The following is a 23,228-nucleotide window of genomic DNA, read 5'->3' as shown; positions in this document are numbered from 1 at the left end:
CAACCACGGCCGCTCCGGCGGCGGAAGGCGAAATTTCGCATCCTCCGCGCGGACGCTACTTTTTCGCGGCGGTCGCAGCGGAGCTGGGCGGTGGGGGTGAGGGCTTCGCTTTCGCGGCGGCGGCTTTGGCGGCGGCTTGGCGCTGCGCTTCTGCGTAGGCTTTGCGTTGTTGCTGGCCGATCTCGAGCAGATCGCTCACGAGCATTCGCGCTTCCATTTCCTTCTCCTCGGTCGGTGTGAGCGGTCGGCTCGGCGCACCGGGTGCAGGTGCAGAGACGGCGGACGCGGGAAGGGTCATGGGCGCAGGCAGCGGCGTGTCGAGTCCGGTTACGACGGAGCCTTTGCGCATCGGCAGCGTGAGCGTGCGGCCGCCGACGCGGATGACGGCTTCGTCCTTGGCTGGATCGTAGCTAACCGCGGTGATCTCACTCATCGTGCGGCCGAGCGGGATCCAGAGGCTGCGCTGATCGGCCTGGCGCAAGATGCTGATGAGCGTTTCGCGGCCGAAGCTTGTCATGCCGACGAGTTCGAACCCGTCCGCGGCGGCCGTCGACTTGGCCGGAGTTCCGCCGGGCGGCAGAAAAGGCGACTGCTCGGGCAGCTGTTCGGCACGGCCGGCGAGTGCCAGCGTGAAGCTGGCGACGAGCAGGAGAGCGGAAGAGCGAAGAGCGAGGCGCACGGGGTCGGAAGGTATGTCGGCCGGCCGAAACGTGACCGGCTTGCCGGCCGGAATAAACAAAAATGCGGCGGCGGCGCACGGACGATCTGCCGCGGTCGACGCCTATTCGGCGACTTCGAAGACCTCGAGCAACACGACGCCGGTTTCGCCCGAACGGCCGGCGGCGCTCGCGGTGTAGACGCCGGGCGGCAGCGTGATGAGCAGCGCGCTGTCGTAGCTGTCGGGATCGAGTTGCGAGGTGCCGACGCGGGTGAAAACGGCGGGCAACAGATCCGTCTGGTTCGAATAAGCCCAGTCGTCGTTGTCCGCGATCGCGTTCGTCCCGCGGAAGAGCGTCAGGTTCGGATCCGTGTTGACGTCGGTGACGCCGCGCGACTTCAGGCCGGGGCCGACGGCGCGAAGCAAAACTTGTTTCGGCGACGTGCCGCCGACCACGAAGCCGGCAATCAACTGCTCCTCGCCGGCGCCGGCGAAACTGCGGGTGGAGACGTTGACCAGTTTGTGCGTCAGAGAATCACTCAGCTGCTGATCGGCATCGTACACCTCCACGAGCGTGATCCCGGCGGCGCCTCCCTGGCTGTCGACATGCGCGGAGTAGACGCCGGGCTCGAGCGTGACGAGCAAGGCGGCGTCGGTGCTGCCATCCGGCAACGCGAAGGCGCCGAGCCGTTGCGCGGCGGCGCGCAAATTTGCGGCGGTCGCGGCGTCGGCGGACCAGTTATCGTTCGCGTCCACGGTGCTGGACGCGCCATCGACCGTGCGAAACAACGTGAGCCGTGGATCGGCCAGCGGATGCTGAATGCCCTGACCGGAGAGCGTGGGGCCGATCGCGCGCACGAGGACGGGTTTGGGGGTCTTGCCGGTCACCACGAAGCCGACGATGAACGTCTCGCTGCCGGTGCCGGCGCGTCCGCGTGCCGAGAGGTTGGCGAGCATGGCGTTGGCCATGCTCACCGGCGTGACGGTCACGCGTGCGGTCGAGACGGTGGAGGCGCCCGCGGCGTTCCGGGCGAGCACGGAATAGGTGCCGCTATCGGAGGGCTGCGCGGAGAAAAGGGAAAACGACGCGGCGCTCCAGCGCTCGCCGTCGCCGTCGAGCAGCTCGCGCTGCGTGGCGTTGGTGGAGGGCGCGAACGTCCAATCGTAGGTCACGTTGGTGCCGGACGCGGCGAACGTGAGTGTGAGCGGCGAGCCGGCGGTGATGGTCTGGTCGGTCAGCGAACCGGTGGCGACGGGGGCGCCGATGCCCGAGGCGTAAAGAGCATTTGCGCCGGCGACGTCGTCGGGCTGCAGCGTGTAGACGTTGCTCACGTGGCTGTTCATCACGGCCGCGACAGATTGGGCGGGCTTCGCCTCGTCCGGATGGCCGAGCCCGAGTACGTGGCCGAACTCATGCGCCAGCACCCGTTCGAGATCGCGGACACTGGAGCGCAGGCTGCCGCGATAGGAGTTCCAGCTTTCCTTCGAGTTTACGAGCACGTCGGCTTCGGCCGTATTGGAGCCGCGGGAACGACGAAGGGTGATCGCGAGAACGCGATCGCCCCAGTCGTCGCCGTAGACGGTTGAGCTGAAGAAGACGTTGTTGAAGACGTTCGGGTAATCGCGCCCGGCGTTGGAGTTCTTCACACCGGAGAAGCGCGCGCGGCCGAGGATTTCGTTCCAGCGGTTCAGGGCGGAAATCGCCACGTCATCCCAGTGGGTCGAACCGTCGAGCAACGGAGCCGCGGGTGCGCCGAGCTGGAGTTGAAGGGGAATGTCGCCGCTGGGCCATGACGTTCCGGAGATCATGTAGGCCTGCACCGTGGATGCGATGGCGAGGGCGAGGATCGCGCGGCGGAGGCAGCCTCCGCCGAATGTGACCCAATACGTTACATTGAGCGGAGTGCGGAAAGAGAAAGGCCGGTTCATCGCTGCGGGTCAGGGCGGGTGGTGCGGCTGAGCTCCCCCGCAATCAGTTGTTCGAACCGCGCGGGCGAGAGCGCGTGGCTGGGATCCGGCGCGGGAGCGGCGGCATCGAGCGGACGGGAAACGTCGGCGACCTGCGCCAGCGGCGCGTAGTTGTCGCGGGCGACGTAGGGCTGGCCGGTCGCGGGTGCGGGGAGGATGCGGTAGCGGCCGTGTGCTGCGCCGACCAGCGGGCAAATGCGCGAGCCGGTGGTGATGAAGAGATACTCTTCGCTGCCCGGCGTGAACTGCGGCATGCCGGGAATCTCCCAACGCTCGTCGCCGACCTGTCCGCCAAGGAAGGAGAGTGTCACCGTGCGATCGGCGGCGCCCTTGAGCGGACGTGCGACTTCGAGCGTGACGAAGGTCTTGATCGCGTCACCCGCGGGCGTGGGCACTTTCCGGCTATCGACCGAGACCACGCGGGCGCGGACGATGGTCGATGACTCGGCGACGAGCGCGGCAAACGACGGCGCGCGAACCGACATCGCCGTCGCGAAGGGGCCGGCGGCGGCGAGCGAAACGAAGAGAAAAAGAAAACGGCGAAGAACGGAACGAACCACGAAGAACGCTACGCATTCTTCGGCCGCCGCAACCAAGCCTCGACAATCTGCCGGATCGTGTCCTCGAGCGACTGGGTGATATTCCACTGCGGGTAGTGCGCGCGCATCTTGCGGAGATCCGAATAGTAACAGATGTGGTCACCGATCCGGTTTTGCTCGACGTAGGTGAAAACCTGAGCGCGATCGGTGAATTTCTCAGTAATTTTAAACGCCTCGAGGACGGAGGTGCTGTTGGCCTTGCCGCCGCCCAGGTTGTAGACCTCGCCGGCGCGGGGGGCGGAGACGAACGCGGCCATGAAGCGCGCGACGTCGAGCGAGTGGATGTTGTCGCGCACCTGCTTGCCCTTGTATCCGAAAACTTTGTATTCGCGACCCTCGAGGTTGCATTTTACGAGATACGAGAGAAAACCGTGCAACTCGACGCCGGAGTGGTTCGGACCGGTGAGGCAGCCGCCGCGGAGACAACAGGTCGGCAGGTTGAAGTAGCGGCCATACTCCTGGACCATCACGTCGGCGGCGACCTTCGAAGCGCCAAAGAGCGAGTGCTTCGACTGGTCGATCGTGAAGGTCTCGGGGATGCCGTGCGCGTAGGCGGGATCGGCGTAGTCCCAGCGGGTGGCGAGTTCCGTGAGCGCGATGCGGTTGGGCGCGTCGCCGTAGACCTTGTTCGTGCTCATGTGGACGAACGGAGATTCGGGCGCGGCCTGGCGGGTGGCTTCGAGCAGGTTGAGCGTGCCGACGGCGTTGGTGTCGAAATCGTCGAAAGGAATTGCGGCCGCGCGGTCGTGGCTCGGCTGCGCGGCGGTGTGGACGATGACGTCGGGCGCAACCGATTTGACGAGCGCGAGCACGCCGGCACGGTCGCGGATATCGAGCTCGTGGTGGACGAAGCCGGGCAGATCGCGGGCGAGTCGTTGTTGGTTCCAGCGCGTGTCGCCCTGCGGGCCGAAGAAGACGGCGCGCTGGTTGTTGTCGACGCCGTGGACCTTGTAGCCGAGCTCACGGGCGAAGTAGACGCACACTTCGGAGCCGATGAGCCCGGATGAACCGGTGACGAGCAGGGTTTTGGACATGGAAATGGCTACGGAGGATGGATCCAAGTCGTTCGCCGACGTGTAGACCAGAGGATTTCGCGCCAGGTGCAGCGAGACCGGACAGGCAAAAAGCTTGTCCGCTCCGTGCAGCCGGAGGACAGTCGGGGCCCCGCGCATGAGCACCGATCTGGCCGGCCACTTCGACCGGGTGAGTCAACACGATGGCAAGGCTCGCCGCGTGCAGGCGGGATTTCACCGGCAGATCGCGGAGCAGTTGGCTCGATTGATTCCGCCGGGCAGCTGTGTGCTGGAGGCTGGTTGTGGCCGCGGCGATCTGCTTCGCAAGCTGAAACCCTCGCGCGGACTGGGGATCGACATCAGCGGGAAGATGCTGGAGCGGGCGAGGGAGCTCGACCCCTACGGCGAATGCGAGTACCGGCAAGGCGAGGCGACGACGTTTCAGCCGGACGGGACGTTCGACTACATCGTGATGGATTACCTTGTCGGCTACCTGCCCGACGTGCAGGCGTGTTTCGAGAATCTCCGGCGGGCTGCCCTTGCGCGGACGCGACTGTGCCTGACGTCGGTCAACAATGTTTGGACGCCGGCGTTGACGGCAGGGCAGTGGGTCGGGGCCGTGACGAGGCAGCCGCCCAGCAATTGGCTGTCCACGAAAGACCTGATCAACCTGCTAGAGTTAACCGGATGGGAGGTGGTCCACGCGAGCACCGAGCTGCTGTTACCGTTCCGCGTGCCGGTGCTGAGCGGGTTTTTCAACCGGTTCCTCGTGCGGCTGCCGGCGCTGCGGCATCTCGGGTCGAGCGTCTATCTGGTGGCGCGACCGCGCGGGATGGCGGTGGCTCCGCAACTGAGCTGTTCGGTGATCGTGCCGGCGCGAAATGAAGCGGGAAATATTCGCGCGGCGCTTGAGCGGATACCGGTGATGGGCGCGGCGACGGAGGTGATTTTTGTTGAGGGGCACAGCCGGGACGACACTTGGGGGACCATCCAGCGCGAAATCGCTGCGTATCAGGGACCGTTGCGCGTCCGAGCGCTGCAGCAGCCCGGCCGCGGGAAATGGGATGCGGTTCGTACCGGATTCGCGGCGGCGACGGGCGACGTGTTGGTGATCCAGGACGCGGACCTCACGGCACCGCCGGAGGATCTGCCGAAGTTTTTTGCCGCGATCTCGAGTGGAGCGGCGGAATTCGCGAATGGCAGTCGGCTGGTGTACCCGATGGAGCAGCAGGCGATGCGGTTCCTGAATCTCGTCGGGAACAAGTTTTTCGCGCTCTCGCTTTCGTATGTGCTTGGGCAACCCATCAAGGACAGTTTGTGCGGGACGAAGATGGTGCTGCGATCGGACTACGAGCGGATTTTCCGGCGGATCGAGGGGCTGGGCGACTTCGATCCGTTTGGCGATTTCAACCTGCTGTTTGGTGCCGCGCTGCTGAAGTTGAGAATTCGCGACATACCCGTGCGCTACAAGGATCGCACCTACGGGCAAACAAACATCTCCCGGTTTCGCCATGGCTGGCTGCTATTGAAAATGACCGCGTTCGGGCTGCTAAAAATCAAATTTAGTCGCGCCTGATCCGCGTGCCTGCGCTTTGACGCGAAGTCACGGTGCTAAGAGATCGGCGGGATTGCGCGGAGCCGCGCGGATGGCGCTCGATCCCGGGTCATGAGGAGACTGCCGAAAGCCATCAGCACCAGACCGAGCGCTAGGACGGAGGAGGCGTATTCAGCGAGGCGCCAGGCTGCAAACGACAGTGAAGACATCACTACGGGCGAGGAGAAAACGAAATCCTCGGCGTGCGGGGACTGACGAATCTGCAGAAGGAACGGAGAGGAGGGCGTGTGGACCGCGGCGATTTGCCAGCAATCACCCTGTAGGTCTGGCAGCGGCACACGAGAAATCAACGTACCCGTTTCGGAGGCGAGCAACTCGATCGTAATGTTGTTTGCGTCCCCTCGGCCTGAGACGCTGAAAAGTAACCGGCCAGAGATTGGCCCCGCGTCCATTGGCAGGCTGCGCCAAGTGAGGGCGGATGAATCTGGTCCGACCGTGGTCGTTCGCCAGACGCTGCGGTACACTGGCTCCGTCAACAGCGATCGTATCGACCTTCCATTGAATTCGGGATCGAGCCGGTGCTCGCTCGCCAGCACGCCTGGATCAAGGCCGTTGGCAGGCGAAGGTAACAACGCCAGGGCCGGCCGCACACTAGCAGGCAGCAGCCGGGCGAGTTCTGGCTGCCGGAGTCGTGTGACGAGGGCATCGGCATCGGGGTACGGCAGGTCAGCCGAGTCGAAAAGCCGACGCTCGCCGGTGAGAAGAAAGCCGCGTGTCCGGAGGAGTGCTTCCGTGCGTGAGTTGGCGACCGCGGGCAGTTGGGCGGAAAGGGCCTCGCGAGTGATCACAAGCAGGCCGCACGCAAGAAGCACGATCCACGCGCCGCCCATAACGGCCACGATCCGGCGGAGGAACGAGCGCGGGTCGCTCTGAGCGTAGAGCCAGAGCAACGCGAACGCGTTCGCGATGACCCCGACAATCAGATTGTCCACGTAGCGGGAGGCGGGCACCGGTCCGCCGGCGCCACGCGCATACGCGACCGCAATGATCTGCAACACCGTCCAGCCCCCGAGCCCAAGCAACGACCACGCGGTCGCGCGATGGTGGATTCGACGGCGCGATGGGAGCAGGGAAACCGCGAGCCATCCAAGCGGAAACCACACGAGGAGTGCGAACCAAGGAGCCGGCCCAAGGGGCCAGCGCAGGTTGTGTCCGGCCGCGGTCATGAAGTCCCCAACGTTCTGCGCCTTGAGCATGGCGTGATAGGGGACCTCCGGCCGGATTACCCAACCGACAAGACAAAGTCCCCCCGCCAGCAGCAGTGTGGGCCATGCGCCGGCAAGAGCGGTTTCGCGGGATGCCAGGCGGAGGGTCACAACCGTCAGAACAGCTGCGGCGGCGAGAAAGCCGGATCCCATGCTCAGTAACGCCATCGCGGCCGCGAAAACGCCAAGCCACCACGCGCGGCTCCATGCGACGGTGAATGGCAGCGTCAGAATCGTGACGAGTGCAGTCGCAATCAGAAAGAACTGCTGCGAATGAAAGCCGCTGATCGCATTCTCCCAGCCGAGCGGCAGGCCCCAAAACAGCGCGATGGCCCAGGCGAGGCCGCTGACGGGGACAGCCACGAACTGACGCCTCGCCCAAGCAAGCAATCCGACGGCGATGGACGCCGGAAGGAGTGCATTGACCATGCACTCCAGCCGCTGATCCCATGCGCCGTTGAGCAAGGCCAGGGCGAGATTCAACAGCTTCGTGAATACAACATAGTGTTCGTTGTGTGGCGTGAAGAGCTCCGGGAGGAGAGATTGGTGCCGGAACCAAGGCACCAGTAGGTGAAGGCCCTCGGCGTCCCACTGATCAGCCTCTGGTAGATCGGTGCCAAAGTGCCCAACAAGCATCCAACGAGCACCGACGATCGTGGTGAACAGTCCGGCGTAAAGGACCAGCTTGCTCAGCCCACGTCTACTCACCGGCTCGGGGCAGACGAATTCGTTGCCGCGGCGGCCGCCACCTTGCGGGCCGTGAGGTGCACCGCACACGCGGAGAAGGCGATTCGTTCCAGCAGCGACGATTCGAAATAGGCAACGGCATTGCCCCACTCGAGCAACCGCTGGAACACACCGCGTTTCCGCGGCGCGACACTGGTCGCGTAGTAGGGATTGCCGCGCCAATACATCTGATAGATCCGGGGATGGAGCATCAACGTGAACAGCGTGTAGTCCATGAGGCTCCCCAAAAGATGGTAGCTATAGCGGCGATCGATGACCGATAGTCCCGCCGCGCGCACCAACGCCTCGAGGTCGGCCCGCAAAAACTGCTGGATGTGACCGGCGGTCGTTTCCTTGAAATGGCGGCCGAACAGGCGCGACGAGAGCCCAAAAATGCTCTGCTTCTCGGCGGGACAGACGAGGTGCAAATAGCCGCCCGGCTTCAGGACGCGACTCATCTCGGCCAGGGAAACGGCGGGGCGCTCAATGTGCTCCAGATAATCGAAGAAAATGACGTAATCGAATGTCGCATCTCCAAAGGGCAGCATCTCGCCGTTTCCGCAGACGAAGGTGATGGAAGGATGAGTGCGGCGGGCGAGTTCAGTCTGTTCGGCGCTCAGGTCGATGCCCGTGAGCTGGAGTTCCGGATCGCGCCCGTGAATGCTCGACAGGATTCGTCCGCTGCCGCTGCCGACCTCAAGGAGCTGGGCGCGCGGGGAGGAGCGGGACTGGAGCAGTTCCAGCAGGTACCGCAGCTTGAGCGAAGGAAGATCGCGGGCGGTCTGGATCGGAACGCTGCCCCAGGACTTGGCGCGGTAGAAACCCTCGTCGAGGCGTGGCGGTGGGGCGGAGGAACTCATGAGCTGGAAGAAAGAAGGCCGGTCGATCGGTCGGGCAGAGCGTGGCTGAGCGTCGGGAGGACGCGACCGAGAAAAAGGAACAAGCCAATCAACAGGAGCAAACCGGTGCCGCTGAGCAGGAGTGATCGAGTCAGATTCCGTGGCCAGTAGGAAAAACTGACCCGGTAATCGCCCGCCTCCTCAACCGCGACCGCCTTGAAGAGGTGATTGACGCGCAGATACGGTACCGGCCGGTCGTTCACCGTCACCCGAAAATCGTTGGGCAGCCACGCCTCGTGCAGCACGATCAGTCCGGGGCCTGGCGCCGAGACGGAGAAGCTCGTGGTATTGGTCTTCAGGTGGTATGCTCGCGCCGGCACCGTGATGGGAGCCGTACCGCGCGCCATGGCGGCCGCCGGCGCGACGCCGACCTGGAGCGCGGCAAACGGCTCACCCGCTGGATGGCTGCGGAGCAACGCAACGAGATCGGCTGCTGAGTGGTACTGCTCGATTCGGTTGGTGAAGAAAGCACGCGGCCATGGATGCCTGCTCTCATAGACGTTCAGGTCGAGCCGAGCCGCCGGCCGATAGCCAGACGGGCCGGAGAGGTGATCCGGAGAAGTCGCCACATAACGGGTATTGAAAAAATCCAGCAGCGGCTGCCACGCTGCGAGTTGAAGCGCGGGCAGGTAGATCTGCCAGACTCCCGGAGAGCCCAGGCCAGCGGCCTCGAGGAACTCACGATAGTACCGATTCTCAAGCGCATTGGGGCCGTTGATACCCTCGAAGCCGTAAACACTCGCGAAGCCCGAAAAAAGGTTGTTGTCGGCCCCCACGACGCGGGCCGGCTCACGTTCCAACGCGTGCTGCAGGTAGGCCACTGCCGGCGACGGGGCGAAGAGGTCGGCGCGGGGACCGGGCGCCGAGAGGTAGTGGTCGAGCTCGGCCACGGGCAGATGCTGACCATGGCGGCCCAGAAGAAACACCAATGCGACGAGCGTTGCGACAATCCACGCGGGCCCGAGTCGACCGCTGCGGAGGCTTCGCCTTGCTGCGAACGTCAAGGCCGCGGCGGCGAGGGGGAAAAGGAGAACGGTGAACGCGAGTACGTTGCCCGGCGACAGCTTCCAGAGGGCCGCCCAACTGCCCGGCCAAAACTGGCGGGACGGGCCGGCGAAAAACACGCCGAAAAGAACCAGGCAGAGGATGGATACCTTGAAGGCCAGGAGCGCGGCTGGCGTCCGGCTTGGTGCGGCGAGTGAATTGTGGGCGGCGGCAAAGCCCCATCCGGCCAGCACGCAGGCGTGAACCATGGCTATGCAGAGAAAATGCAGGTGAACATAGTGGAGGTTTCGGAGAAACGGCACCCGCAGGATCTGAGCGGCAGGCACCCAATCGAAGGCGAACGCCACCGCCAGGAGGAGCCCCAGCAAGACGGCCAACGGGCCGGGCTGTCGAAGCAACCGATGCAGCTGCGCAATGGCACAGAGACATCCCAGAAGGACCAGCAAATTGGCGGCCGGCAATACGACATGGTAGTCGCTTTCGTGACCGCGGAAGAAAACGTCATCGAACAATCCGGCGAGCCACGCGCGCGGGAGTTGTTTGACCTGTGGTACGTCATAGCTCGTGACGGCCGTCGCCAGCGAATCGAGGAAGGTGCACCAACAGGCGGCGGACAAAAGCCCGAAGCCGAAACAAGCAAACGCGATGAGCATCCCGCGCCGTAATTTCCCCGCGGGAGGCGCGGGCGTGAAGAGAAACAGCAACGCGCCGGTAAGGTTGAGCGCCAAGAACAGGAGGTACGCCTCCTTCACCGTGCCACTGGTCAGCACCATCCAGTTCGCGGCGAGCCAAAGAAGCATGGGGCGGCGGAGGTGACGGTTGTCTGGCGCATGGACAATTTCCAGCCAACCGGCGAGAATCCACGGAGAGTAACCGATCGTGAAGATCGCCGGGTGGTTCAAGCGGAAGTTGAAAAAAGCGACGAAGACACCGGCGAGGACAGCGACGGCGGACGCGGCGAGATCGCGCGTGAGGGCCCACACGCACCAGCCGATGCCATACGCGAACAGGAACTTCGCGATCAGGAACTTGAGGTCGAACGCCCAACTCGCGCCACCGGCAGCAACGACCAGGAAATGCAGCGGGTCGCCAATCATCGACTGGCCCTGTCCCAACAGCGTGGTGCCGGCGGAACTGAATCGGTTCCAGAGCGGCAATGAGCCCTCGCGCAGCGCCCGGCTTTCCACGACGGTGTACGGAAGATGCTGCCACATCATGGCTCCGATATCCGCGGCGTGGGAGTTTTCCGGTCGCAGATCCGAACAACCCGGGACGAAGGGAATGTGGTTGTAGAGAAGACAGGCGCCGTTCGTGGGCGCGACGAAGCTGCGGCCGAAAAACACCACGGGATAAGACGAAAGCGCGGTGCCGATAAGCGCACAGAGGGCAAGTGCCCCGGAGGGACTGCCGGAACCGAGACGGATCGCGGAACGGCGGTGCTGCCATGCAAGCGTGACGATGACGAGGCTGCCGAAGCTGATCAGAAAGAAACGGACCCAGCGGGGCGCATGTGCCGCGAGCGTGGACCAGAAACCAAAGCCGAGTCGCAGAACCGGCGAGAACGAGGTCGTCAGCGAGGCGTCGTTCCCGTCCGGCGTCGTTTCCAACACAAGGGCGCTGTCCCGCACTTCGAAGCGGGCGACGTGGTCATTGGGCTGCCAATCGGCGAGGCCGAAAGCTCGCACGGTGCGGCCGTCGTAACCGGCAATGCGCGCCCTGCGAAATTGCAGGGTCGCGGGGTGCTGCGAGGGATCGAACCGCAGGGTGCGAAACTTGCCCACGGGCAGCGGGAAGCGGACGCTTACGAATGTTCGCGTTGGAGCAACGGTGACGCTGGCCGATTCCGATTCGCGCAATCCGGCGCCACGATCGTAGTAGACCTGTGCTGCAGCTCCCTCCGGAGCGAGCATCTCTACTTCGAAAAAATGCAGGACTGCTGGCGCCGGCGCGATTCCACCACACCACAATGCGGTCAAGCACGCGGAGAGGACCGCGGCGAGGAGTCCTTGCGAGCGCCAACGCGGCATCATGGGCGACGATGCCGAGGCGATTTTCCCCTGGCGCATCGCTGATTCGCTCGGAATGGCAGCGGGTTGCAGGGCCCAGGATGGAGACTGCCGTGCTCGGCCGGGCGACGTGTAGAGATTCTGACCAGAAAGCTCATGCCTGGAAATTGTCCGGCTCGGCGCTACGTCCTGCGCAAAGGCGCCAGCACTGCAGCTGGACGGGCTCGGTCAGGCACGGACGACGGACTACAATGCGTACCCGGCCTCAGCGGCATCGCGCGAGAACATTCGCACGGTATCCAAGGACAGGGCGGCAAGATCCATCCCCAGCATCTTGTCAGCTTTGGCGAGGATATCGTGGGTGACGGTGATGATGTGACACCCACACGACTCGGCCTGAATCAAGTTGTAGACTTCGCGCACGGAGGCCCAGAGTAGTTCCGATTTGGGTTGGCTCCGCAAAATTGTCAGCGCTTCGCGCATCACGGGCACTGGATCTTCTCCCGCATCGGCCACGCGTCCGGCGAAGATGGAGACGACGGATGCGATTTCCGGGTTGAGGGCCCCCACTACGGCGCGGACCTGTTCCAGCGTGAGCAGCGCCGTGACGTTGAGTTGCACCCCGGCAGCAGCGAGGTCGCGGATCAGCGGCACGGATGATTCGCCCCGGGAGTTCGTAATCGGGATCTTTACGAAGACATTCCGACCCCAGCCCGCGAGCTTTTCGGCTTGGCGACGCATCTCGGCAAAATCGTCGGACAACACCTCAAGGGAAAGAGGCTTGGTCGTGACCGTCTTCAGGACATCCCGCGCGAACGCCTCATAGTCTTTCACCCCGGCCTTGCGCATCAACGTGGGGTTCGTGGTCAGACCTTGGATGTATGGCTTGGCGTAAAGATCCAAGATGCCGACTTTGTCCGCACCATCCGCATAAATCTTGATCTTCAGTTCGTTGAGAGACCTACGCATTTTGGAAAAGAGGTGCTAGGGCAAAGGATGAGCAAGAATAATCTCCGAAGCGTGTCGGATGTTCGCCGCGATATAGTCGGGCCGTGCCCGCAGCGGTTCCCCGTAGGCGAAATCGATCAGGATCGTTCGCAGACCGGCGCGCTGGCCGCAGTCCATGTCGCGCCAGCGATCGCCGACCATCCAGGAGCGGCGTAGATCGAGGTTTAGCACCGCTGCGGCATCGAGCACCATTCCTGGTTCCGGTTTCCGTCGGCGAGAGGCCTCGCCACGGCCTGGGTCATAGCAAACTTCAATGCGGTCGATTTCCGGGATCAACTCCCGCAGCCGCTGGTGCATGGCTTCCACGGTTGCTTGCGATTGGGTTCCACGACCAACGTCCGGCTGGTTTGTCACGACTACCAACGTGTACCCGGCAGTCTTGAGGGCGCGACAGGCGGCGGCTGCTTGCGGGAATAACCTAAAATCGGCCAGCGCGGCGGGAGGATAGGGTGTCCCGTTGCGGACGAGCTGCACGTTCAGGGTGCCGTCACGATCGAGAAAAACAGCCGGCGCGGACGACATGATTACGAGCTCGTGCGTTCCACGGCTACTTCTGCACGCTTTCCCACTTGGTCTGGTTCCGTTTCAAATCCGGATGGGAGACGAACAGGTGCCAGAGCACAGCTTGGAAGGCCTCGGAATGCGGAGTCACGTTGCTCGGATTCACGGTGGGCACCACCACGCACGCGTCGGCGACTTTGGCCGTGTAACCGCCGTCCTTGCCGACGACGCCGACCACGCGAGCTCCGACTTCCTTGGCAAGCTGCAGCGCTGCGACGAGGTTGGGCGAGACGTTTTGTTCGATGCTTCCTCCGCCGACGGAAAAAACGAGCAAACCGTCTTTGCGGTTGAGTCTTGAGCCTCGCAGCCATTCGGCGAAGACGCTGGCCCAGCCCTCGTCGTTGGTGCGGGCAGTAAGCTCCGAGACGTTGTCCGTGGGACTGTAGGCTTCAAAGCCGGCGATCTTGCGGAAATCGTTTACCGCATGGCTGGCGTTGGCGGCACTTCCGCCCACGCCCAGGATGAAAAGCCGGCCCCCTTGGCTGCGGACCTCGGCCAAGGTTTGCACGCACTGTTCGCAGTCGACGGGGTTCAGCCGGCCAAGGATCTCGGCGGTCTCTTTCAAATGTTGAATCGAGTAAGACATGAGGGGGGAAGAGATGAGAGGCGTCACTGCGCAGTCCCGTTAAGCAGATCCAGGAGCTGCGGACACTTTCAGGAGCTGATCGAGTTCGGCGAGTCCAGCGGGGGAGCCGATCTCATAGAATCGTTGAAAAACCTCGTAGCCCATCAGTTCGCCTCGGGTAACGAGCGATTTCTGCACGGCGGCCAGATCGACCGCTTCCTGGGCCGGGAACGAGGCGAAAGCCGCGGTTCGAAACATGCCGAGCCCATAGTCGATATGCTGCATCTGTGGGAGCTTCTCGTGTTTGTCATAGCTCCTGATTTTGCCGTTTTCGAACCAGACATTGCTGGAGTCGTAGCGCTCGCGATTCTCGAAGACGGTCATCAATCCAAGCTGTGACGAAGCGAGGAATGCGCGGCCCACGGCCTGGTAATCGATGGGCAGGTACGAGTCGCCGTAGAGGACGTAAAAGACATGGCCGAGCTTGGGTAGCGCCTGAATCAACGCACCGCCCGTGCCCAGGAGCTTGGGCCCGTCGAAGACATACTCGATCTCGACGTCCCAATTCCGGCCGTCGCCATAGCGCTCCACAATCAGCTCTCCCAAGTGTCCGAGACACAGGATAAGGCGCCTGAGTCCGGCGGCACGCAGCAGCCGGATTTGGTGGCTGAAGAACGGTTCGCCGGCGACTTCGAGCAGTAGCTTGGGAACCCTTTCGGTGAGCGGACGGAGTCGCGTGGCCAGACCGCCCGCAAGAATCGCGACCGGCAGCGTGGTAGGAACGGCGTTCATGCCCATCGGTGCTTCGCCCGCTCAGTCCTGGGCGACGACCTTGCTGCCTTCAAAGTCGAATCGGAATCGAACCTCCTGCAAGCCCTGCGATCGCATGGCGTGGCGGAGCCTGGTTTTGTCTGAAGCGTAGAACATCAGGAATCCTCCGCCGCCGGCGCCAATGAGTTTGCCGCCGAGTGCGCCGTTCTGCAGCGCGAAATCATACCATTCATTGATGTGGGCGTTGCTCATGCCCGAGGACCGCGCCTTCTTCCGCTGCCAGTGCACGTCCATGAGCCGGGCAAATTCCTCGAGATTGCCGGATTCGAGACATTCGAGGGATCTGTAGCCGAGATCCTTGGTGAAATGTAGATTGTCGAGCATCGCAGCGTCGTGCTGCTTCGATTTGACGTCCTGATCCTTCAGGATGGTCGACGCACTTCGCGAGTATCCGGTGAAGAACAAAAGCAGGTTGTCCTCCAGGTTATAGAGCGTCTCCTCGGCCAGTCGCAGCGGACGGTACTCGACTAGGCCGTCGCGATGAAAGGTGAAGGCGGTGATTCCGCCGATGGCGGCAATGTACTGGTCCTGCTTGCCGATTGGTTCCCCCAGCCGGTCTAGTTCAATTTCGCAGGCTTGGGCCGCCAGTTCCGAGGGGGAAACGATGTTCTTGCGGGAAGCGTGAAGCGCTTTCAGCAGGGCGGTCGTGAAACTGCCCGAGGAGCCGAGGCCGGTTCCCCCCGGAATGTCGGCCATCGAGGCAAGCTCGATGTGTGGCTCAGTCACACCGGTCAATTTCATCGCCTCGCGCACGATCGGATGCTCGATCTCGTCGACGGATTGCACGCGCTCCAGCCGCGAGTACTTGACGACAATCTCCTGTTTGAACGTGCGGTGCTGGGTAATATAGACGTATTTGTCGATCGCCGCCGCGACCAGGAACCCGCCATGTTGCTCGTAGTAGGACGGCAGGTCTGTGCCGCCGCCGCCGAGGGAAACGCGAAGAGGAGACCGAGTGATCAGCATGGCTGCAGCTAGATACGAAACGAAAGGCGCAACGGAGTCATTCGATCGGTTCGCCGATCGTAAGGAACCGTCGCAACGGCGTGAGGCGGAGCTTGGTAATCATCCAGAGACCAAGCGGAGCGTCGCGCCACATCCGGATTTTTTTGCCCTCGGCGTGCGAGCGCGAGCGGTAATTGACCGGTACTTCGATGGGGGCGTAGCCCTTGCGAACCACTTTGAGGAGCAGTTCGTAGTCGAAGTTGAAGTAGTTCCCGTGAAACACCAACCCCTCGACACAATCGCGGCGACACACCTTGAACATGGTCTGCGGATCCCGCAGGTTCAGACCGAACAGGAGGTTGATGTAACCCGTCACCAGTACGTGGGCCAGGTTGTAGAACGCGGCGAGAAAAGGCTTGTTGAACTGCCTCAGCTTCCAGTGCTGCCGACCTCCGTGTCGCGAGCCAAGGACAAAGGCCTCGTGACCGCGGATGATCGGATTAAGGAGAGATAGATAGTCTTCGATGTCGTACTCGAGATCCGCATCCTGGATCAGCAGCACGTCGCCCTGCGCCTTCGCCAGCCCGAGCCGGGTGGCGTGTCCTTTGCCCTGGGGGCGCTCCTCAAAAATGCAGGTGACGCGGGGGTGTTGCGCGTAGCGCTGGACGATCTCCCGCGAACCATCGGTCGAGTTGCTCTCCACGATCACGATTTCGACCGCCGCACCCGCCAGCTGGACGCGGAGAACCGAGTCGAGCACTTTCGCGACGGTGGGAGCTTCGTTGAACACGGGCACCACCACGGAGACGAGCGGAGTCTCACGGACGCGGGGGGCGGCGAGAATGGCCGTTTCGGCGGTCTTGGCAGTTGCGGGCAGTCGGTTGCGTACGGCGGCCGGGATCAGCAGCAGCAACCGGCGGCGCCAGCGACCGACAAAGGTGTGATCGTGCGGGTGGGCTACGAAGTGTTGCCAGCTAACCCGCCGCCGGAGGCGGCGCACGCCGAGGCAGCGATAGCCGGCGCGATAGAGCACGGTCAGCGCCGTTGACGTATCGATGTAAGCATTGCGCTGGCTCGCCAGTCGCTCCCATTCCGTCGAACCCACCTCAACGCCGTCTTGGTGGATGTCGGAATAGAAAAATACGACCGGTTGAGTTGCGCCGACCCGGGCGCGCAGCGCGCGGAGCGACGGCAGCGGGTCCTGAAACGCGTCAAGTTGCCCGATCGAAACGACCACGGGCGGCGCTGCTTCGGCCTCGGGGGCCGGAGTGTCTTTCCCGACGAGAGTCACACTGCCGTCCGGCCGCCAGTCGGCGATCCGCAACCGCGTGGAACGGTTTTTCTCCGGGAGGAGTTGATGCACCAAGGCGTGCAATTCACCGCTGGTGCCGGCGAGGCGGTCGGCTGCGGCCGCGCCGGTGGCATCGAGCAACTGCGTTGTCGGTTCGGTGCGCGCCGTAAACTTGCAGTCGGCGCATTGCAGGACCCGGACGTGCCGGATCGAGAACGCGTAGTGAACGCGATCGCTGCCGCAGATCGGGCAGAAGACCGTCTGCAGCGGGGCGAGCGCAACTGCCGGGAGCGATTCAGCGGCGATGGACATAGACCCATTCGTTCTGCTGCAGCCAGCGAAGCGTTTTTACGATGCCGGCTTCGATCGTCAGCTTCGGTTTCCAGCCGGTAGCTTGGATTTTCGCGGTATCCAGGAAGATGAACGGATTGTCCCCGATCCACCCGCGGTCGCCGCCCGTGTAACGAAGCTCGGGCTGCAGGCCAAGAGCGCTGCAGATGAAACGAATGCTGTCGTTGACGCGCACGTATTCTGGCGTGCCCAAGTTGTAGACCTGAGTACGGTGCTTGGCGTGGGTTGCGGTGCCGGCGTGAAGAACGTGCAGGATGGCGTCGATGCAGTCTTGCACGTAGAGGTAGCTTTTCCGCTGCAAGCCATCTCCCAAAACATTGAGGTGATCCGGGTGATCGAGGAGTTGGCGGTAGAAATCGAAGACGTGTCCGTGCGTGTAGCGTTCGCCCAGAATGGAAACGAAGCGGAAGATGTATGCCTCAAACCCGAACCCCTCGGCGTAGGCCTGAATCAGGCTTTCTCCGGCCACTTTCGACGCGCCATACAAGGAGGTTTGAATCGGGAAGGGCGCGTCTTCCGGCGTGGGAATCACCACGGCTTCACCGTAGACCGACCCGGTCGATGAGAATGCGATTCGCTTGATGCGATTGGCTCGCATCGCTTCCAGCACATGGAACGTGGCAACGGTGTTCTGCTGGAGATCCCTGGAGGGATGTTCGGTCCCGAAGCGCACGTCTGCATTCGCCGCGAGATGCAGTACGGTGTCGCAGCCCGCCATCGCACGGGTGAGCGCCGGCAGGTCGAGATTGTCGCCCTCGTGCAGCTGAAAGCCCGGGTGCTGCAGCGCGGATTCGAGAAATCGCCGCTGCCCCGTGGAAAAATCGTCCCAACCAACGACCCGCACGCCATCGGCAAGCAGGCGATCCACGAGGCTGGAACCGATAAAACCGGCTGCGCCGGTGACGAATACTCTTTGCACGGGAAAAGGATGGGAGCGGCCAGGGCGCGTGGGCAAGCCGAGCTTTCCGAACGGCGAGGATTGCCGATACTATCGGGGAGATCCTCCCTCGCGCGGCGTTGGACATTCGCTTGCCTCCGGACGCTGGTTCAGTGGCAGTGCGGAAGGTAGAAGCACCGTGTTCCAGCTCCGCTGTCGCGCTGCCCATTGGAGCGAGGTTCGCAATCGATGGCGCCAGGATTTCTGCACGCGGACAACGGCCAGGAAACCATTCGGGTTGTTTGCGGGGAAACGCTCTGCTTGGTCGACGACGCACCAGTGGAAGCGGAGGCGCGGGTGATGTTGCAGGCGTCCCAGCAAACCTAGGACGTTACCTGGCTCAAACACATGAAAGTGAATGTTGATTTCGTTGCCCGTCGCGACGGCTTGGTGATAGGTGGCCTTGAGCGCCGCTTTGGCGGCGAACACATCGGCTTCTTTCGTCCCGGGGCTGTAGGTGGACCAATCAACCCCGTCGACGAAGTCGTCGACATGGGTGGCATCGACGGCGGTCGTGCTGCGCTCGTAATCTTCCAGCATGTGATCAATCGAGGTGAGGGCGCGCGCGTGGTCCCACGTGTAGCGGCGATCCGGGACAACGACGTAGATTATACCGCCTGGGCGTAGCACGCGATACCACTCGGCGAAAGCCGCCACAGGATTAGCGGTATGCTCCAGCACGTGCGAAGAGACTACGTAGGCTAGAGAGTTGTCGCGAAATGGAAGATTGGCGGCGTCGCCATGGTAATCGGCCAGACACTTCTCGCCGGCGTACTCCTTGAAGCGGTCGACATAGATCGGTTTAATCCCGGGCACTGGGGTCTTGAACGGTCCGATCTCCACGCCAATTCCGCCGGCGGATTCCAACGGAAGCAGCCAACGGGCGACTTTGTTCTCGTGAGTCATGACGGGTGGGACGGGGAAGTGCGGTAGTGGTTGGCCGATCTGCCCGCGGGGCTCGGTGGACTCGCGGTAGGCTCGGCCTACCGGGGCAGGGCGCGCCAACGCGGCTATCGGCGCGGAGGAAACGCCAGGGAGAAGTCCTGGCGGTCGAGCGTCAGGTTCGGGTTGTAGGCGGGATCGCGTTCGAGGAGCGGGCCCCAGGTGCGCTGCATGTAGGCGACCTCGGCATGGAAACGCGCGAGCTTCTCCGGAGTGTCTTCGCTGCCGCGGCTCGGCGACTCGTGATGGTAGAACTCGGCGAACGGCGTCCAGAGGTTGAGATAGCCCGCGGCACGAACCCGCAGGCAGAAATCGACGTCGTTGAACGCGATCGCCAGATCCGTTGCGTTGAGCCCGCCGACCTGCGCGAAGACCTTCCGCCGGATGAGCAGGCACGCGGCGGTGACGGCGGAGTAGTTTTGTAGCAGGTGCGCGCGGTTGAAATAGTGGCACGTGCCGCGTGGTGCGTGATAGTAGGCGTGATTGGCAACGCCGCCTAGCCCGAGCAATACCCCAGCGTGCTGAATCGTGTCATCGGGATAGTAGAGCATCGCGCCGACGCAGCCGATCTCCGGGCGAACCGCGTGACTCACCATCTCGTCGAGCCAGTCGGGATTGATCACCTCGAGGTCGTTGTTCAGCAACCCGAGAATTTCCCCCTCCGCCTGCGCCGCGGCAAAATTGTTGATCGCCGAAAAATTGAAAGGTTCGTCGTAGCGGAGCACGGTGGTGCCGCCCGAGCGCAGTTGATCCAGATACGCCAGCGTCCCGGGTTCGTCCGAGCCGTTGTCGACCACGATGATTTCGAATCGTGGGTAGCTGGTCTTGGCGAGGATCGATCCCACGCAGCGCGAGAGGAGATCGGCGCGGTTGCGCGTCGGGATGATCAACGACACCAGCGGCGGGTTCGCCGGCACGGGCCGCTTCACCCGCCAGTAATCGCCGACCTGGCGCAGCAGTTCCACGGTCTCACCACGACGGGCGAAGTGATCCGCCAGGGCCTTGCGCGCCGCGAGCATCGGATAATTTTTTTCGCCGAGCGCGAGCGCCGTCGAGCCGGGGATCGCGCGCCAGTGATAGAGCACCTTCGGCACATGCTGAATGCGGCTGCGCTCGGTAAGATCGATGGCCCGCAACGCGAGGTCCCAGTCCTGGCTGCCTTCGTAGCCGATGCGGAACCCGCCCGCCTGGCGGATTAGCGAGGCCCGGTAGACCGAAAGATGAGAGGTGAAGTTCTGGGCCGTGAACAGATCCGGCAGGAAGTCCGGTTTGAAATAGGGATCGAACCGGCGCCCTGCCTCATCGATCTTGTCCTCGTCCGAGTAGATGAGGTCGGCGTCCGGATGCGCGGCCAGACACTGGACGACCTCGTAGAGGGCATCGCGCGCGAGTTCGTCGTCGTGGTCGAGCAGGGCGGCAAACTCGCCGCGCGCGAGATCGAGTGCGGAGTTCGACGCAGCGGAGATGTGGCCGTTTTGATCGCGGAAAACCAGCTTGATGCGTTCATCGCGCCGGGCGAAGTCCTCGAGGAGGGGACGAACGTGGGAGGCGGACGAGGCGTCGTCGGCGATGCACAGTTCCCAATTCGGGTAAATCTGCGCACGCACGGATTCGATCGCTTTCACCAACCACTTTTCCGGCGTGTTGTACACCGGCATGATCACCGAAATGAGCGGTCGCTGCGCGAGCGGCAGTGCCTCGACCCGCTGTTGCCGCTCCACGATCTGATCGGGGGTAAGGGTGGCGAACCGGCGCACCCACGCGGCGTAGTCGCGTCGCAGCTCCTCTGGCACTTCCGCGGCGCACCGCGCGTTGCGGAATGCGAACGCGCGCCAAGCGCCTTCGACCAAAGCCTCGAAAATAATCTGCTGGTCCGAACTCGGCGGCAGCCGGTAATCCAGCATGAAGCCGCTGCGGCCCGCGTGGGGATGGTCGCGATGTCCACTGGCGACATCCGGTCGTGCGAGGTTGTGCTGGCCTAAAACGGTTTGCCCGCCGGCGCGGAAGCGAACACCGGAAACGGCCGAGGCAGACGGTGCGAGCACCCAGCCGGCGACACTACCTTCCGGCGGCAGATCGGCCCAGTCGGTGGGCTGGTCGATCGAACAAACGAAGCCGCTCTCGATCGGCACCACTGGGGCCGCGCCGCCCGGTGCGCGGCGCTGGAGCGGATCGAGCACCGTGCGGCGAAGGGCGCGGAGCGGTGCCGTCGCCTGCCACGAGAACGAGCGCGTCATCCGCGCAATTTTGTCGTCGCGCTGCCGAATCTGCTCGGCGGTGCCGGCGGCCTGCGCCCTGGCGCGCTCGAGTTCGGTGCGGAGAAAACCGGCGGTCGCCGACGCGTCCGCCAGCTGGGCACGGAGCACCTCGATCTGAGCGCGGACCTCCTGGAGCTTCGCCTGGTGGTAGTTTTCCTGGAGCTCGGCCCTTGCGCGCTGCGCCGCTGCGTCCTCGAGAGTGCGCCGCAGTTCGACGATCACGTTTTCGAGGTTGGCGACGTGCTGCCGCATCGCGGCGAGGTCAGCGTTCGACTTGGCACGCAGCGCGGCGATCTCCGCCTGCTGAGCAGTGATGGCGGCGTCGCGTTCGGCGACGGTCGCTTCGCGCGCGGCGAGCGTCTCGCGGAGCTGCGCGATGGTTTGTTCCTTCGCGCGCATACGCCGCGCGAGGTTGCCGTCGGTCAGCAACACGTCCTCCGAGAACGCGGCATCGCCGGGTTGAAAGAGCGGCGTCGCGCGTGCTCGTACCCTTTTGTAGAACTCGAGCAGGCCGGCCGTGTTGGCGGTGAGATCGAAATGATCCCGCGCGAACTCGAGCGCCCCTTCCGCCAAACGCTGCGCCAGCGCGGGGTAGGCAAAGATCCGAGCACAGGCGTCGGCGATCTCCGCGGGCGAGCCGTCATTGAGCAACAGCGCGTGCCGACCGTGCTCCATTTCTTTTGCCAGGTTGGCGCGCGGAATCACGACCGGCCGGCCGACGCTCATGAACTCCGGGATCTTCGAAGGCAGGCGATAATCGTTGAACGCGTCAGCGGTGCCGGGTTGCACCAACACATCCGCGAGCGCGAGCAACGGTCCGAGTTGCGGCTTGGGCACGAAGCCCAAATCGATCACGTGCGGCCCGCCGAGTGCGGCGAGCTCCTGCGCCAGCGGAGGCGGATTGATGCCGGTGCGAACAAGTTTGCATGGCACGCCGCGCTCGTTGAGCAGCCGAACGGCGAGCAGCAACGACCGCACGTCGGCAAGGTTCGCAAATGTGGTGCTGCCGGTGAAAACGAGCAGTTTGTCGGTGAGTGCGACCCCGATTTCGCTGCGGAGCCGGGCATCAGGTTCCTGGGGCCGGTAGAACGCGGGATCGACTCCCGGTAGCAGCCGGTGGGCGGGCTTGGCGGTGGGAACGAACTCGCGCAGCCGGTCCGTGATGCAAGTCACACCGTGGGCGATTTGGAGAAAATTGCGAAAACGAACGGGGTGAGACAGCCGCGGCGACAGCCGTCGGACGAGTTCTTCATCGGGAAGTTCCCGCAGCTTTTCGAGCGATTCGTGCGCGTAACTCGCCAGGAGGAATTCTTCGTTGTCCTCGAGATGGATGATCAGCGCTGCCGCCGTCGTGCGATGCAGATAGGCCAGCGTGAACTCACGGACATTCTCGCGGGGAGTCCACGTGTGAACGACGTCGGCACCGCGGCGGTCGGGGAAGATCGGCTCCGATTCCAGCGCTCGCGCAAAGGTGACCGGCGTGAATAGCACTTGGGGAATCGCGCTGATGCTGTCCGGATTCTCCGGCACGGCGACGACACACGCATGCCCCAACAACGTCAGCTGGTTGGCGAAGGCCGCGATGTGGTTGAGGCTGTTGCTCGTGAAGTCGCCGTAGTTGACGAAAAGGATGTTCACGCGAGTGGAGGTCAGGCTAGCGAGAGTCGTAGACCGACCGCCAGACCGGATTTTGGCAGGGAATGTCTTCGGGTGCGGACGCTTGGAGTCATGGGGCAACGTTCTCCTAAAGGAACGTGAGTGGCGTCAATTCGCACTGGCCGCGATGGCGCTGAGATCGGCGCCCGAGCTTAGGCGCGCCAGAACTCGGCGACGCTGCGTTCTAGC

General features: G+C 63.5%; 17 protein-coding genes. 1 reads left to right on the top strand and 16 read right to left on the bottom strand.

Going from position 1 to position 23,228, the window contains the following annotated elements; all coding sequences use genetic code 11:
• Positions 1 to 55: 55 nt before the first annotated feature.
• From OTER_RS20140 to OTER_RS20125, 4 genes are all read right to left on the bottom strand, one after another.
• Positions 56 to 679: a hypothetical protein gene (locus tag OTER_RS20140; protein WP_148218194.1), complete on the bottom strand. Its 624-nt coding sequence runs from the start codon at positions 677 to 679 to the stop codon at positions 56 to 58.
• 102 nt (positions 680 to 781) lie between these two features.
• Positions 782 to 2,587 (bottom strand): matrixin family metalloprotease, encoded by a 1,806-nt coding sequence (locus OTER_RS20135; protein ID WP_012376790.1) that lies wholly within the window; start codon positions 2,585 to 2,587, stop codon positions 782 to 784.
• Positions 2,584 to 3,186 (bottom strand): hypothetical protein, encoded by a 603-nt coding sequence (locus tag OTER_RS20130; protein WP_148218193.1) that lies wholly within the window; start codon positions 3,184 to 3,186, stop codon positions 2,584 to 2,586. The genes OTER_RS20135 and OTER_RS20130 overlap by 4 nt, the downstream gene beginning before the upstream one ends.
• Before the next feature lie 8 nt (positions 3,187 to 3,194).
• Positions 3,195 to 4,259: an NAD-dependent epimerase/dehydratase family protein gene (locus OTER_RS20125; RefSeq protein ID WP_012376788.1), complete on the bottom strand. Its 1,065-nt coding sequence runs from the start codon at positions 4,257 to 4,259 to the stop codon at positions 3,195 to 3,197.
• Between the two features lie 136 nt (positions 4,260 to 4,395).
• On the opposite strand from OTER_RS20125, the gene OTER_RS20120 reads away from it, so the two are divergent.
• Positions 4,396 to 5,814 (top strand): glycosyltransferase, encoded by a 1,419-nt coding sequence (locus OTER_RS20120; protein ID WP_012376787.1) that lies wholly within the window; start codon positions 4,396 to 4,398, stop codon positions 5,812 to 5,814.
• 35 nt (positions 5,815 to 5,849) lie between these two features.
• Here the strand turns inward: OTER_RS20120 and OTER_RS20115 are convergent, their stop codons facing one another.
• The 12 genes from OTER_RS20115 to OTER_RS24515 all read right to left on the bottom strand — a co-directional run bounded on the left by OTER_RS20115 (position 5,850) and on the right by OTER_RS24515 (position 23,021).
• On the bottom strand, positions 5,850 to 7,541 hold the full coding sequence (locus OTER_RS20115) for a hypothetical protein (protein ID WP_148218192.1): 1,692 nt from the start codon (positions 7,539 to 7,541) through the stop codon (positions 5,850 to 5,852).
• A gap of 221 nt (positions 7,542 to 7,762) precedes the next feature.
• Entirely contained in the window at positions 7,763 to 8,644 is an 882-nt protein-coding gene (locus OTER_RS24530; RefSeq protein ID WP_012376785.1) for a class I SAM-dependent methyltransferase, read from the bottom strand.
• Positions 8,641 to 11,598: a hypothetical protein gene (locus OTER_RS20105; RefSeq protein ID WP_148218191.1), complete on the bottom strand. Its 2,958-nt coding sequence runs from the start codon at positions 11,596 to 11,598 to the stop codon at positions 8,641 to 8,643. Before OTER_RS20105 ends, OTER_RS24530 begins: the two co-directional genes overlap by 4 nt.
• Positions 11,599 to 11,940: 342 nt before the next feature.
• Positions 11,941 to 12,663: a transaldolase gene (locus OTER_RS20100; RefSeq protein ID WP_012376783.1), complete on the bottom strand. Its 723-nt coding sequence runs from the start codon at positions 12,661 to 12,663 to the stop codon at positions 11,941 to 11,943.
• Between the two features lie 15 nt (positions 12,664 to 12,678).
• The gene (locus tag OTER_RS20095) at positions 12,679 to 13,224 is read right to left on the bottom strand and encodes a D-glycero-alpha-D-manno-heptose-1,7-bisphosphate 7-phosphatase (RefSeq protein WP_012376782.1); all 546 of its coding nucleotides are present in this window, start codon (positions 13,222 to 13,224) and stop codon (positions 12,679 to 12,681) included.
• Between the two features lie 25 nt (positions 13,225 to 13,249).
• The gene (locus OTER_RS20090; RefSeq protein WP_012376781.1) at positions 13,250 to 13,849 is read right to left on the bottom strand and encodes an SIS domain-containing protein; all 600 of its coding nucleotides are present in this window, start codon (positions 13,847 to 13,849) and stop codon (positions 13,250 to 13,252) included.
• Positions 13,850 to 13,888: 39 nt separating this feature from the next.
• Positions 13,889 to 14,620, bottom strand: coding sequence for a nucleotidyltransferase family protein (locus OTER_RS20085; protein ID WP_202796001.1), 732 nt, complete (start codon positions 14,618 to 14,620; stop codon positions 13,889 to 13,891).
• A gap of 21 nt (positions 14,621 to 14,641) precedes the next feature.
• Positions 14,642 to 15,625, bottom strand: a complete 984-nt coding sequence (locus tag OTER_RS20080; protein ID WP_012376779.1) for a GHMP family kinase ATP-binding protein — start codon at positions 15,623 to 15,625, stop codon at positions 14,642 to 14,644.
• Between the two features lie 37 nt (positions 15,626 to 15,662).
• Entirely contained in the window at positions 15,663 to 17,207 is a 1,545-nt protein-coding gene (locus OTER_RS24525; RefSeq protein WP_012376778.1) for a glycosyltransferase, read from the bottom strand.
• Complete coding sequence (locus OTER_RS20070) at positions 17,191 to 18,165, bottom strand: NAD-dependent epimerase/dehydratase family protein (RefSeq protein ID WP_012376777.1); 975 nt, start codon at positions 18,163 to 18,165, stop codon at positions 17,191 to 17,193. The genes OTER_RS24525 and OTER_RS20070 overlap by 17 nt, the downstream gene beginning before the upstream one ends.
• A gap of 69 nt (positions 18,166 to 18,234) precedes the next feature.
• Complete coding sequence (locus tag OTER_RS24520) at positions 18,235 to 19,089, bottom strand: class I SAM-dependent methyltransferase (protein WP_012376776.1); 855 nt, start codon at positions 19,087 to 19,089, stop codon at positions 18,235 to 18,237.
• A 104-nt stretch (positions 19,090 to 19,193) separates the two neighbouring features.
• Entirely contained in the window at positions 19,194 to 23,021 is a 3,828-nt protein-coding gene (locus tag OTER_RS24515) for a glycosyltransferase (protein WP_012376775.1), read from the bottom strand.
• Between the last annotated feature and the right edge of the window lie 207 nt (positions 23,022 to 23,228).

The organism is Opitutus terrae PB90-1, assembly GCF_000019965.1.
GTDB lineage: Bacteria > Verrucomicrobiota > Verrucomicrobiia > Opitutales > Opitutaceae > Opitutus > Opitutus terrae.
Note: the sequence above shows the minus strand (reverse complement) of the source record. Positions and strands in the feature narration are given on the sequence as shown.

Coding starts and splice junctions, on each gene's coding strand:
- OTER_RS20135 (WP_012376790.1), bottom strand. CDS start 2,587: ATGAACCGGCCTTTCTCTTTCCGCACTCCGCTCAATGTAACGTATTGG.
- OTER_RS20125 (WP_012376788.1), bottom strand. CDS start 4,259: ATGTCCAAAACCCTGCTCGTCACCGGTTCATCCGGGCTCATCGGCTCC.
- OTER_RS20120 (WP_012376787.1), top strand. CDS start 4,396: ATGAGCACCGATCTGGCCGGCCACTTCGACCGGGTGAGTCAACACGAT.
- OTER_RS24530 (WP_012376785.1), bottom strand. CDS start 8,644: ATGAGTTCCTCCGCCCCACCGCCACGCCTCGACGAGGGTTTCTACCGC.
- OTER_RS20105 (WP_148218191.1), bottom strand. CDS start 11,598: ATGCTCGCTCCGGAGGGAGCTGCAGCACAGGTCTACTACGATCGTGGC.
- OTER_RS20100 (WP_012376783.1), bottom strand. CDS start 12,663: ATGCGTAGGTCTCTCAACGAACTGAAGATCAAGATTTATGCGGATGGT.
- OTER_RS20095 (WP_012376782.1), bottom strand. CDS start 13,224: ATGTCGTCCGCGCCGGCTGTTTTTCTCGATCGTGACGGCACCCTGAAC.
- OTER_RS20090 (WP_012376781.1), bottom strand. CDS start 13,849: ATGTCTTACTCGATTCAACATTTGAAAGAGACCGCCGAGATCCTTGGC.
- OTER_RS20085 (WP_202796001.1), bottom strand. CDS start 14,620: ATGAACGCCGTTCCTACCACGCTGCCGGTCGCGATTCTTGCGGGCGGT.
- OTER_RS20080 (WP_012376779.1), bottom strand. CDS start 15,625: ATGCTGATCACTCGGTCTCCTCTTCGCGTTTCCCTCGGCGGCGGCGGC.
- OTER_RS24525 (WP_012376778.1), bottom strand. CDS start 17,207: ATGTCCATCGCCGCTGAATCGCTCCCGGCAGTTGCGCTCGCCCCGCTG.
- OTER_RS24520 (WP_012376776.1), bottom strand. CDS start 19,089: ATGACTCACGAGAACAAAGTCGCCCGTTGGCTGCTTCCGTTGGAATCC.